This is a genomic window from Methanospirillum hungatei (genome assembly GCF_020216685.1).
Taxonomy (GTDB): Archaea; Halobacteriota; Methanomicrobia; order Methanomicrobiales; family Methanospirillaceae; genus Methanospirillum; species Methanospirillum hungatei_B.
Genome location: NZ_JAIWNS010000147.1, coordinates 1 through 12817 on the forward strand (window position 1 = coordinate 1; position 12817 = coordinate 12817).

Genomic DNA, 12817 nt, shown 5'->3' on the forward strand with positions numbered 1-12817 from the left:
TGGGGCTGCACTTACTGTCACCAACCTAATAAAAATAGTAAGCTTTAAATATATAAAGATCTTTCGGTTAACTTAACCGCGTAACTCATATTATTATTTTCTTCCTCGAGAGATTGCATCTCTCTCGTCATCTCCTGCCAGTGGGTCCGGAGTTTCTGGTAGGAGGATTCGATGGTCGGGGTGAGAAAGTCAGGGGAGATGAGGGGGAGAGTGGAGAAGTCCCAGGAGGTTTCATAGGAGTCCCAGTCAGTTTTTGAGATATTTATTAAGCGAGTCCCCGAGCATAAATAATCTATTTTCGAAAAATTATCGGGATAGGGTAATTTTGCAAAATCGCCAATTGGAAAAGATAGTGAGGGATTTATGATAAATCCTAGAATGGCATAGATTTTATTATTTGTCAGTAAAAGTAATTTGTAATTTTCATTGATATCATTATTTGATGCTATGGGGGCTTTATTATTGGAAAGGATATTTGAAGGAATATATCTTGTACATAATTTATTTGATGTTATTTCAGACCAACTTATTCCGCCTTGTCTATATGAATCATAGTTATCAGGTGGACTGTCATGAGAAATATTCATCAAATTAGATGGTTTTCTCCAATCTATGACATAGTCAATATTACCGTACCACTTTCTAAATTCCCCCCCTTTACTATGCTTTATCCATTTAGAAGGAGTAAACTTTTTTATGTTAGTATCATGAAGATTTACTTCATACCATTTTTTTAAAAAAAGATCATTATCCCCAGTTTTAATTCCGAATTCGATTTTAAAATTATTTTTTACGGTATTTAAATCAAATAACCTTAAAATTTTTTCACTTACCCAATAAGCAATCGGACTTCCTGGAATCTTCTTGAAATCCTCTGCAGAGGCCCGATAAAAATTCGGAACCGGATTATTATTCTTCGTATCTGACATCTCTTTTCCTCTTACACACATCCAGACCATGAGCTGTTCCTGTCATTTCTCATGATACTCCCTCTTCAATCAGCCTTCGTTCCATGAGTATCTGAGCTGCCGTTCTTCTTCTGATGGAAGGTACAGCACATCCTTTGATCAAAATATCTGTTTTTGTTCATCTAGTATCGAATATCGTCCACCCGTTTCATCGCAATCTATACAAAAGATAGGATCGATGGTCAGACTATCAGCCATCCTGACATACCTGTCCAATTGTCCGGTATACTTGTGAGACATTAATTTCGCTACCCGGTGGGTGACAAATTCATGAGGGTACATAATATTCATACACTAATCCTTTACATTCACAAAATTGCCAGAATATCCATTCCTTTCCGAGTCACCCGGTACTTCTGCTTACTGCTGTTTGGTTTATCTGGTATCGTCATCTCTAAAAGCCCCTTATCCAGCAACGGATTGATCACCGCTTCTCTGAACTTGCTCCGGTTGGTTCTTTGTACCACCGCCATCAGCTCTGTAATTCCGGACTCCTGAATACATTTCTGGAGAACCAGTCGCTGCTCATCATTCAGATCAACCTGGTCCCTGCCGGAAGGACTGAGTCCCGACTTGGTCCCAACTTGGTCCCTACTTAGTCCCTCGGTATGAATCACCTGTTCTTCAGAGAGAAAAACCGTAACCCTGACCCGCATCCCGATCTCCTCAATCACCGGTTCGGAAAGCCCCATATCTGTAGCCTCTTGAAGTATCCGGCGAAACCCGCTGCCCCACTGCTCGATGAGATCTAACTCCCGGAACACCCGTGCAATCACCCGGTTCCGGATCTTTGACACCCCGGACTTTACATCCTCAATCGTCATACCGGGGAGGAGGATACCAGGATTTTCAACCTCTATCCGGTCATCAAAGAACGATACCCGGATTGGTGCTCCTATCTGTGAATAATCTGCATGGACGAGAGCGTTGATGATGACCTCCCGGAGTATCGTGAGCGGAATACTCCAGACATCCTTCCGCCTGATCTCAGAGAAGTCAGCACCCCTCATGGCATGCTTCTTCAGAAACAGGATGATGCTCTCCACCGCATCCGGAAGGGTATCATGAATGTCGATGTGGTCAAAGATGTCCGCCTTGTCTCTTCCGATAAACCTGCCACACTGGACCCATGCATCAGGGAAATATAAATCACGCCGCTTCCCGTAGAGGAGCATGGCACCCTGTGTCGGAACATATCTGTTCTGATCCACAGTGAGCAGTTTCAGGGTTAGGAGTTCTTCGCTTGACAGGTCCCGTCTCCCGGAGAAATGCTTCCTCGCCGCCTTGAGATCAAGGTCATCTTCTGAGAGATCAGGCATTGGCATCTCATCATACGAGATCCCTGAGCAGGACCTATTCAGTTCGGCAATGAGTTCCCGGTCAGCCTTCCGGTTGGTAGACCCAAGCCTTACATATACTCCCTCAACCAGGCCTTCCTTTTTCAGGAAATGGGGCCGTTGTCCACTCGGGTACACCTGGACCATGAGAAGTGTCTGATCTTCGATGGAGATGAGATCCACATCAGGGACAAGCCGGGGAAGGATCGAATCGGCAATCAGACTGCAGAGCCGCTCTTCCTCACCGAATGGATCAGCAATACCCGTGACCGTCCGGGTGGTATCCTCTATGCCGATGATAATCCGGCCGCCTGCGGTATTGGCAAAGGCTACGATCGTCTTGAGAATATTCTTCGGAGAGGAGAGATCCCGCTTAAATTCTAAGGTCTTTCCTTCCGGCTGGCTGAGAAGATCTGATGGTGAGAGGATGGTTATGCCCCCGATTTAAATGCTGGAATATCTTTTAACTGAGTGATAATTTCCTGAAACAGGGTAATTTTTTCTGCCTCGCTCCTCCCATCAACGAGGCGGAGGTAAGCACCCTGATAATTCGATTTGACACGATTTTGGATTACAAACGCAGTCGTTGACACCACCTCTCCACTGATACTATCAAATGCTTTCGGACCGAGATGTGCCATTGATAGGATGGTTTTATTGTCCAGGATTTTATCACGGAGTTTTTGGTATGATGAAAGAAACATCCAACTTTGCATAGTAATCATGGCTACCATACCATTTTCGATAGCCAGATGTAAGTTTCTCTCGATAAACATGGCAAATAAATCAGATTTGCTATCTGGATACTCTTTCTTAGCAAATTCTTTTAGATGAGTAGTATGCCCTCCGTTCCCCATATACGGCGGGTTGGCAATTACTACATGATATCTGGGCTGTAAATACTCAGTCTGTTCCAAAGCTCTGAGCACTTTCTGATGAGTATCAAACAGGAGCAGATTTGAGGACATATTCTTCTCCGCCAGAATATTTCTTATATCCGTTACATCACCGACAGACGGCCGGATGAGCGATCCAAAGTTCTCCGCCTCGGTAAACTGCATGAGGGTCTCTTTCAGGCCGGTGGTAAAGAGATTACTCCCCACCGCAGACACGTATGCATCAATATCCTCTTCATGCAGTTCGATATTCTCAAGAACACAGATATGAGGCTGAACCGGGCGGTCAAAGAACTTCTTATCCTTCTTCCTCGCTTTCATCACCAGAGCAAATGCTGCAAGAGATCCCGCCCGTTTGTCTATCTCAATCCCATACAGATTATGGTTCAGAATAAACTCCGGGATCTCCTGCTCCAGGTACCCCTCTTCCTTGTAGATCTCATAGAGCAGGTCAAAGGCATAAACAAGAATATGCCCTGAACCGCAGGCAGGATCACAGACCTTCAGTTCTTCCGGAGAGGTGATCTTCAGGTAGTCGGTCTCCTGCTCGTCCGGCCGGATGTAAAACTCCATCCGCTCATACAGCCGTGAATGAGGGCGATTCAGCATCCAGAGCCTGCCAAGGGAGTTCTCGACCATGTACTGCACGATCCACTTGGGCGTGAAGAGCTGCGTCACTGCAGGGATCTGATCGACCGTGTACTGCTTCTTTGCCTTAATCAGGGCATCCTTCTTCTCGGCGATATAATCCTGGTATATCCACCCGATGATCTCCGTCTCCCTCCAGTCCTCTTCGGGGATGATGGTATTGAGATATCTGATCATCGAGTCGGTATGAAGCAGCCGGTCAGGGAAGAGCAGTTCAGAATAATCCTGAATCGGTTCGAAAAGAAACGGCATCTTCGTATGCAGATAATGACACAACAAAAGAAAGAGATACCGAAACAGCTCCTCATACCGCCCTTCTGACTTCAGATCCAGGACCTGCTCACGGTCAATATCCAGGAAGGTGAGATCAAGAGCCTTTGTCAGGATATCTGGATCGGTCTTCCCGGCCACTGTTGAAGAGAAGACCCGGACCGGCAGGTACTCATTCACCTCCATGAACCGGATGGCAATAAACCGGTTAAACCAGGTATAGGTAACCTCCTCAATCACCCGATCGTACCCTTTCTTCTCGATCTCTCTGACTAAAAATGCCCGCTGATCTTTGATACTCCGGGGATACACCTCTCCGCCAATGATGACAGAGTCCTCAAACTCCTGCTCCACCGTGGCTATCGTCTTGTCAGTGATCCCATAATAAGCAGCCCGCTTCTTCGTCTCTTCAAGAAGACTCTTGCGGAGAGCATCAGAAAATTCCTGTATCTTTGCCTTATCCACGGTCAGATCACCTTTATTTTCTTCGTTTTTATCATCTCATGAAGTTTTGCCTTGATATCAGCCAGATATTCTTCAATATCCTCCTCTGTCTCGAGTATTTTATTAGTTCTGAAGAATTCTTTTGTATGAATGAATTCGAGAGTTTTACTGGTTTTGTCATTATTTTCAGGATCTATCTGATTTAAAATCTTAATTTTTTCTTCAGTATCTTTACAGGCTTTCATGTAGATAATAGAAAGATTATCTGCTGCTAATTTGATATGTGAACAATCGTTCGATCTGAGTGCCTGATATACTGAACTATCAAGTCTTTCCCGAACCATGGGAGCGATAGTCTCGATATAATACTGTGAATTACCAAATGTTTTATCCATCTCCTGCTTGAACCTATCAGCATCGTTCTTCAGTTCCTCCTGTAACTGTTCACGTGATACGGCAAGTGATCCCTCAATCACACTCTCCAGTTGAGGAAGTTTTCTGATATCAGAATACGGATTCTCATCCCGAATGATCCGGTCCATCTCATGCAGGCGCTCCTGTGCCGACTCATCTAAAAACTGGGAATTCCGGTGATACCCGTCAATCTTATCAAGCACCCGCTTGAAGATATCCTTCTGACTCCCTTCAAAAAACCGGACCGCCACATCTGCCTCATGAGCCAGGTCTGCAAACCTGTCCTTCTCCTCTGACACCCTCTCAAGAAATGCGGTCGGATCAGAGATGGAGAGGATATCTTTTATCATGGTCAGATAAGGCTCAATCCGTCTCCTCCCTGGATACCGTGGCTCTTGTGAATACATGGCCAGATAAGCAGCAAGCTTCTGCCTCTTCCCATCAAGAGTGTCCCTTAAAAGATCAGCGATCTCCTGTTCCTTCTCCGGAAAGGAAGAGATATCAAAGACATCAAGAAGCACCGCCCTGACATTCTGAATAATCTCTACAGACGTCTTTTTCTTCAATTCTATGACAATCTTATCGAAATTCTCCTTTCTGGTGATGTATTTTGCAATATCCTCCGGATTATACGTAAGGTATGACCGCTGATACCGAAGCCTGATATCATCGCCCTTGTACAACATGGCAAGAAGACCGGATATCGTCATCGTCTTCCATCCATAGGGCTTTTTTGAGAAATGAGAGATAAGTTCGCTCATCACCACCGGCACCCTCTTCTCATCCTTCACGACGACAAACTCATGCATCTCCTGCAAAGCCAGATGATTCACATCAGACGTGGTCACCCCGAACGTTGTAAGATCATCGGATTTCAGCACCCGGAGAACATCCGAATCAGACGCAAACTCCCGGTCCACATAATGGGATTTATGATACACGGCCTTGAGGAGCCGTTCAAACCCATCCCGTACTAATTCCTTCGGACTTCCGGACGAAAGAGAAACCTCGATACCATCAACAAAAACCCGGGCATCTTTCACACCCTCATGAATAGCAGAGATCGACGACTCTTTCAGGGCCGCTGCTTCCTGCTGCTTCTCAATAAGATACTTCTTCATCAGCTCATCGTTCCGGTTCGACCTGGTCTGCTTCAGAAACTTCTCAATCTGAAGATACCCCTGAATCTGCCCGACAAAACCACTCTCTTCCGGAAAGATAAAAAGGAGCGTATCTTTCGAGTCAATATTACTCAAATTCTCCCCGCCAAGCGACTGCTGACCGCTCCCTCTGACATACTCATCAGCAAGCGGAGTCAGAAACCGGATCGTCAGATCTGCATCAGAAGAGGATGATACCTTATCATCAACCGCCCTATTGAACTTATACTCCCCATATGACTTCTGGCAGATGGAATTAGACAGAAACACCTGTTCAAACACCTCCTGCACAATCAGGTGACGGTCTATATCTATCAGTTTGATCTCACGGTTGATCTCCTGCTCCTCATTCGTCAGGAAATAGAAATTATCCCCTGATTTACTAATAAGCGTCTCCCGTTCAAGCCGGTTTAATGACGCAATAACCCTCTCTCTCAGTTGTAACTTATCCTCATCCACACTGGAAAGCGAAAGAACAATGATATTATCAAGATTGGTTGGTAACTCCTGCACATGCCGGATCATAAAGAGCGTCTTGAGCAGGAGACAGTCAAACTCCTCAAGACGTTCATTATCACCCGCCTGAGTGATCGTCCGCTTGATAATAGGATCGAGAAAACTCTCAATCGTATCATAAAAGGAATAAAAAGGCACCAAAGTTCCAAGCTCGGAAGAACCATACCGCTCTGCTGCCTCCTTGTATGCATTGAGCATGGACCGCTCACCCTTTGCCAGATGCTTCCCGGTAAACCCGGTCGTCCGGATCTTCTCAAACACCTTCTGCAGGACGATGAACTGATAGGGAACAAATGGATACACCGAGGTAAAATCATCACCATCCCGGTAATTCTTCATCTCCGCTCCCCCTGAGAACGAGATAAGATTCTTCAGGATGGTCTTCTTCTCCTCATAAAAAAGAGAAAGCATCTCGTTATACTCCTCTTTCTTCTTCAGTATCCTCTTCTTGATAACCTCATCAACATTGGCACTGGAAAGGCTGACACGGGTATCAAACCTGGCCTGGATCTTGGAAAAGTCCTGTTTCACCTCTTTTCCCTTCATCGCCTTTAACGCAGTCTCAATATCAGCCTGTGACGTGACGATAATCCATGCCTTCCCCTTCAGAATCGTCCCAAGTTCCTCTGCCACCGTCTGCAGGTTCAGCATGAGCTGGCTGTTATCACCGATATACTGCCCAATCTCATCAATCAGGAAAACAACCTGATGATCTCTCCCCCGCTCCTCACAATACCGTTTGATCTTCTGTGCAAACTTCTCCGGCGTAAGAATATAATTCTGCCCGTCAGACTCAAACATCCGTTCAGAGGACTCCTTACTCTGAAATTCACACCGCTCCAGGGCTTCAATAATATCATCCTGCTCAAACGTATACCTGGTTCTGACTTCTTCCCAGGGTTCCCCGGATATCTCTGCTATTGCATCCTTGAACTGCTTATACAGCCCCTTCTCCTCAAGCCTCTCTTCAAGCTCTGCAATCCAGAAGACATCAGGAAAATATCCTCTCTTCTCATTAAACACCCGCATCAGGATATCAACGATCCTCTCCCCCGTCTCCCCTGATTTTGAATCAATATTAAAGAGGATGACATCTTTCGTCCCGGTCCTGACAGACTTTTCAATCGTGGTTAAAATATCTGAATCAGAGATCTTTGACTCAAAAAACTCAAGAGCACTCTTCCCTGATACCTTCCGGTTCTCAAGAAGGTATGAGAGGATCTTCAGAAAGTGAGACTTCCCAGACCCGAAATCCCCTGATATCCAGACCCCGATCTTATCAGTCGGAGACATAAGAGCTGATGCATACCGCTGAAAGAAGATGTCAAGGTATTTGAGAGATTCTTTCGTTACCACATACTCATCAAGCTCAGTAAATACATTCTGATCATCCTCCTGATCAACCTTGATGACACCATTAATCTCTCGTGTAATATCATTGATAAATAAATCCTGAATCTTTGGCTCCATATCCATCTTCCTTTATACAGTTCCTTCGTCTATCATCCGAAACGCCCGGTAATAATTCGCATCCTTAAATTTCCTGAAAAGACTCAGCTCCGAATTCGTATACTCCCCTGGGTAAAATGCAATTAATGGAGTATTTCCAAGAACCGGTTGAAGATTATTAAGAATAGAATGAAGTCTGATGAAAGGCCAGGCTTTTCCGATCCCGGTAAGTAAAACAAGCTCCGGACTGCCCTTTGATACAACTCTCTGCTGGATCTCCTTCTTTATATTCTCTGGTTTCAGAATAATCTGCAATTTTTTCAGTAATTTCTCTGATCCTTTATTCCTCTCAAACTCATTGATTGTATCTGCTGGTATCTTCCTTAAAACGATCTCAAGACATAATTCATACAGATCAATCTCAATATAGTGAATGGAATGAGAAGACAGTCTTTCCTGAATCTTCCGAATAGAATATCTGACAAAATGTTCATCTTCCGGCGGGTAATCAAATATCCAAAAGGGAATTTCATTCCCGAGCCCTCTTGCTTTTAAGAAATCCTCTCGAACTATTTTCCCTTTGAGAAGTTCCATCCGGGCCTCAGTATTCATATATAAAGTCCAATCAAAGAACCATTAGAATTTTCATATAAATATAGATTGTGAAATGTATACTTCATCCCGTTTCTCCCACGTACCTGATCACTCCATTCAAAAATGAGTCAAGAACAGATCGAAGAAGAGTAGATCTCATGTATATCATCTCACCGTTCGCTGATCGAACATACAGATTCCTCTATACCAGCCCGAATTAACCTGATGCCACATATAAAGATCGCAGAGATTGATGTTGAGATAGTCAGAAAAGACATCAAAAACATCCATTTCGGTGTATATCCCCCAAGCGGCCGGGTTCGTGTCGCCGTCCCGGTAACCGACGATGATGAGGCAGTCCGGATAGCAGTCATCTCAAAACTTCCCTGGATTCGCAAACAGATACAAAGTTTCCAGAACCAGGAACGCCAGTCAAGACGTGAATATGTCTCCCGTGAGAGTCATTACTACCTTGGGAAACGCTATCTCCTTTCTATCGAGGAAGGAAAAGGAAGACAGGGTGTCACGATCCACAAGTCAAAAGGGATGATCCTCTCTGTCCACCCGGACTCCACCGTCGAAAAAAGAGAAAAGATCCTCACCGAATGGTACCGGAACGAACTGAAAAAGATAGTCAGGAGCTCTATCGAAAAATGGGAAGCGACCCTTGGGGTAACGGTCACTGCCTGGGGAATTTTGAAAGATGAAGACCAGATGGGGGAGTTGTAACCCGAAGGCCGGAAGAATACTCATAAATCTGGAGATGATAAAAAAACCGGAACGATGTATTGATTATATTGTCCTGCACGAGATGGCTCATCTGATCGAAAAACGACACAATGACAGGTTTCGTGATATTCTTACCCAGGTTATGCCCCTGTGGCAGACGTACCGGAATGAACTGAACGAGGCACCGCTCGGACATGATGAATGGCAGGAATAATTGGAGGACCGAGTTATCGCCGAAAAATTTCGCCCTCAATTTTCAGTTCGGTGAGCGGGATGATATCATTCAGTTCAAGATATTTTAAAAAGTGATGACAGAGCCTTCCATAACCCCTTGACTGCCGAAAGGATTAATCAATTTTCGAATGAATTATGTATGAGAAGGGATTGGGATTAAAACATGATGATTAAGCGTCTATTACTGAAAAACTGGAAAAATTTCTCCAGTGTTGATATCTCATTTCAATCCCGGATGTTCATTGTAGGTCCGAATGCATCAGGAAAATCTAATTTTTTAGATGTATTCAGATTTCTTCATGATATATCCAAGCAGGGAGGAAGTCTCTTTGATGCCTTGGAGCGGAGAGGTGGTATATCCAAACTCCGATGCCTTGCAGCAAGAACAAATTCACAGATAGAAATAGAGGTTCATATCGAAGAACCTGGTGAAACACCAGTAAACTGGATATATCGTCTGGGAATTAACAGACAACCTCATGGAAAGCATGATCCCTGTGTAAGTTATGAGATCGTCATAAAAAATGGAGAGACTATTCTATCCAGACCTGATGTTGATGACCGAAAAGACGAAACCCTCCTGTCTCAAACTCATCTTGAGCAGACATCAGCGAATGGAAAATTCAGAGTCCTTGCATCCTTTTTAAGTGATATCAGATATTTCCATATTGTCCCGCAACTAATCCGTCATCCTCAGGCTTTTACCGGCCCCAATCTACCGGATGATCCTTATGGCCGAAATTTTCTGGAACTCCTCGCGAAAACCCCGGAAAATACGAGAAATTCACGTCTTAAAAATATCGAGAAAAGATTAAGAATTCTTGTCCCTCATCTCACAGAACTCTCATTCACAACCGATAAATTTGGAATCCCTCACTTGGAAGCCAGATATGAACATTGGAGACCCCGAGCCGGAAAACAACAGGAAGAACAGTTTTCTGATGGGACACTTCGATTAATTGGCTTACTATGGTCACTCCTTGAACCCAGAGATTCCCCTTTAATACTGGAAGAGCCTGAGTTATCCCTAAATATAGCAATAGTTCGTGAACTTCCAAAAATTATGTATGAACTGGATAAAGCAACACGGAGAAAGAGACAAGTTTTTATCAGTACTCATAGTGCCGATCTTATATGGGATAAGAGTATCAGTGCAGAAGAAGTGATAATTCTAAAACCAGGCAATGAAAGTTCTGAGGCAGTATTAGCCTCATCAAATACAGAAATTCGTGGATTGTTAGAAGCGGGTTTTCCTATAAGTGATATAATTCTTCAATACACTGCACCTGAAAGTATGAAACAGGCGTATCTCGAAGAGTTCTTTCATGTCTAATTAAAATGATATCAATAAACCTTGTTTACGAAGATGAACTGCAAAAAGCAGTTATGCTGAGGATTTTGGCGATGTTTGGTGAAAAATTTTATCCTGGCACCTTTTTTCCGGGAAATGGCTTTGGTTATATCAAAAAGAGGATTCATAATTTCCATGAAGCGTCAAAAATAATGCCGTATTTTATTCTCACAGATCTTGACACCGCTCCTTGTGCACCATTAAAAATCCAGACATGGCTGACCGGATTTAAATCCAAATCTAATTTTCAGAATTGCAGTACCAGAAGTAGAATCCTGGGTATACGCAGATATAGTTAATTTTCCAAAACAATTTCGTTGCCAGTATACTATTCCAAATGGGGCCGATGCTACAGAAGATGGGAAAAAGTTTTTATTCACAATCATAAAAAAAACAGCTCCTAAAATAATTCAAGAGGAGATCCTCCCAGAGAGAGGAACGTCAGCAAAGATTGGAAAGGGATACAATCTGATATTATGCAATTTTGTTGCAAGATATTGGGATCCCCACATCGCACGGTTACATTCAAACAGTCTTCATAGAGCAATAGTAGCTTTGGAAAGGTATAACCCCGTTTAAAAACCTCTTTTTTGGTTTGACCAGATTGAAAAAAACTAAAAATGGTTAATAATTGCGATTTTCGCATTTGAGAAGGCTTTCGGATTAAAAGATAACAGCGGGAAGAACACTCCTTCATACCTAGAAGCACTCTCCCATATCTTCAACCCCTCTGACCTCATACTTCGTATTGACAGTTTTTTTGAAAAAGATCCAGAAAATATAAAAATTCATAAACAGAGGCATATCGGCCTTCATCATCTGGAGAGATATGACGAAACAAAATCCTATATGGACAGGATCATTCACCGTATCAAAACTCTGGCATGAGATGCATTGAAACCGTTGAATTTCTTACGAGAAATGAGCGATATGAGGATGCCACAGATCTTCTTTCAACCCTCATAGAAGAGGAGCAGAATCAGGAGGGAGGGACATATTACCGGGGATTTTTCGCTCTGGAGGATGGAGATACTAAAAAGACAATAGAGATCCTCTCCCCTGTTGCGAACAGTATCCTCACTATCCATATTTCTCCTGTTTTCTCGGAAAGGCATATTTTCTGGAAGGAGAGTTCAAGAAAGCATTAGAATCACTGAAAAAAGCGGAGGAGAAAACACCTCTACCCACCACATTTCGTGTGCTGTTATGTCAGGTTTTGATGACGCTGAAAAGGTATGATGAATCAAAGGCAATTTTCGAATCAGAAGATGCATCTTCGGAAACATCATCTCTTTTCTATCTATTGGCTGATACTCTCTTCAAAAATCAGATCTATGATCAGGCACTGATTCCCGCACGATGGTATACAGATACCCATTCGGATGACATGAAACGTGGACACTGCTTGGAAATATAAAGATCTCAGGAATGTCCAGGAGGCAGGGGAGGCAAACCGGACAATCCCCAAAACCCTCATTTCATTGGCTTTCTTTCTTGAAGAACAGGAAGATTATATGGCTTCCCTTGAGATAATTGAAGGGGTTTTCCAGAGGTCTAAAGGGCTCGGGCCCATATCCTCTACGAACTCTCACGGCATCCTGAAGCACTGGAGTCAGTACATGGGAGGCACTAAATCAGAATAACCGGGATATGATACGCCTGAAGGGGAAGATACAGAATATGAATGGATAGGAGATATATTCTCTAAAAAATTTTAGTGAAAGCTGGAAAAATCTTTTTTCGACCAGAAAACCCGAAAATTCCTTGAAATTTTATATCACAAACTGCCGGTATGCAAGAAAAATCT

10 protein-coding genes are annotated in these 12817 nt (G+C 43.6%); 5 read left to right on the forward strand and 5 right to left on the reverse strand.

What is annotated here, in order from left to right:
- Positions 1 to 44 precede the first annotated feature (44 nt).
- From LDL35_RS09365 to LDL35_RS09385, 5 genes are all read right to left on the reverse strand, one after another.
- Positions 45 to 929 carry a hypothetical protein gene (locus LDL35_RS09365; protein WP_304022061.1) on the reverse strand — a complete coding sequence of 295 codons (885 nt, stop codon included), beginning with the start codon at positions 927 to 929 and terminating at the stop codon, positions 45 to 47.
- A gap of 347 nt (positions 930 to 1276) precedes the next feature.
- Positions 1277 to 2749 carry an ATP-binding protein gene (locus LDL35_RS09370; protein ID WP_369694910.1) on the reverse strand — a complete coding sequence of 491 codons (1473 nt, stop codon included), beginning with the start codon at positions 2747 to 2749 and terminating at the stop codon, positions 1277 to 1279.
- A complete protein-coding gene (gene pglX, locus LDL35_RS09375) occupies positions 2737 to 4584 on the reverse strand; it encodes a BREX-1 system adenine-specific DNA-methyltransferase PglX (RefSeq protein WP_304022063.1) in 1848 nt (615 codons plus the stop codon). Before pglX ends, LDL35_RS09370 begins: the two co-directional genes overlap by 13 nt.
- Before the next feature lie 2 nt (positions 4585 to 4586).
- Entirely contained in the window at positions 4587 to 8123 is a 3537-nt protein-coding gene (brxC, locus tag LDL35_RS09380; protein WP_304022065.1) for a BREX system P-loop protein BrxC, read from the reverse strand.
- A 12-nt stretch (positions 8124 to 8135) separates the two neighbouring features.
- On the reverse strand, positions 8136 to 8696 hold the full coding sequence (locus LDL35_RS09385; RefSeq protein ID WP_304022067.1) for a DUF1788 domain-containing protein: 561 nt from the start codon (positions 8694 to 8696) through the stop codon (positions 8136 to 8138).
- A gap of 225 nt (positions 8697 to 8921) precedes the next feature.
- Here LDL35_RS09385 and LDL35_RS09390 point away from each other — a divergent pair, with 225 nt between their 5' ends.
- From LDL35_RS09390 to LDL35_RS09410, 5 genes are all read left to right on the forward strand, one after another.
- Complete coding sequence (locus tag LDL35_RS09390; RefSeq protein ID WP_304022069.1) at positions 8922 to 9425, forward strand: M48 family metallopeptidase; 504 nt, start codon at positions 8922 to 8924, stop codon at positions 9423 to 9425.
- Positions 9400 to 9639, forward strand: coding sequence for a M48 family metallopeptidase (locus LDL35_RS09395; RefSeq protein WP_304022070.1), 240 nt, complete (start codon positions 9400 to 9402; stop codon positions 9637 to 9639). The genes LDL35_RS09390 and LDL35_RS09395 overlap by 26 nt, the downstream gene beginning before the upstream one ends.
- 183 nt (positions 9640 to 9822) lie before the next feature.
- The gene (locus LDL35_RS09400; protein WP_304022071.1) at positions 9823 to 10992 is read left to right on the forward strand and encodes an AAA family ATPase; all 1170 of its coding nucleotides are present in this window, start codon (positions 9823 to 9825) and stop codon (positions 10990 to 10992) included.
- Positions 10993 to 11894: 902 nt separating this feature from the next.
- Positions 11895 to 12158: a hypothetical protein gene (locus LDL35_RS09405; RefSeq protein WP_304022072.1), complete on the forward strand. Its 264-nt coding sequence runs from the start codon at positions 11895 to 11897 to the stop codon at positions 12156 to 12158.
- A 246-nt stretch (positions 12159 to 12404) separates the two neighbouring features.
- Entirely contained in the window at positions 12405 to 12653 is a 249-nt protein-coding gene (locus tag LDL35_RS09410; protein WP_304022073.1) for a hypothetical protein, read from the forward strand.
- Positions 12654 to 12817: the final 164 nt, after the last annotated feature.

Excerpts from the sequence above, each read along its gene's own strand:
- LDL35_RS09405 (WP_304022072.1), top strand. The coding sequence starts at position 11,895 with ATGAGATGCATTGAAACCGTTGAATTTCTTACGAGAAATGAGCGATAT.
- LDL35_RS09385 (WP_304022067.1), bottom strand. The coding sequence starts at position 8,696 with ATGGAACTTCTCAAAGGGAAAATAGTTCGAGAGGATTTCTTAAAAGCA.
- LDL35_RS09400 (WP_304022071.1), top strand. The coding sequence starts at position 9,823 with ATGATGATTAAGCGTCTATTACTGAAAAACTGGAAAAATTTCTCCAGT.
- LDL35_RS09395 (WP_304022070.1), top strand. The coding sequence starts at position 9,400 with ATGAAGACCAGATGGGGGAGTTGTAACCCGAAGGCCGGAAGAATACTC.
- LDL35_RS09365 (WP_304022061.1), bottom strand. The coding sequence starts at position 929 with ATGTCAGATACGAAGAATAATAATCCGGTTCCGAATTTTTATCGGGCC.
- brxC (WP_304022065.1), bottom strand. The coding sequence starts at position 8,123 with ATGGAGCCAAAGATTCAGGATTTATTTATCAATGATATTACACGAGAG.
- LDL35_RS09390 (WP_304022069.1), top strand. The coding sequence starts at position 8,922 with ATGCCACATATAAAGATCGCAGAGATTGATGTTGAGATAGTCAGAAAA.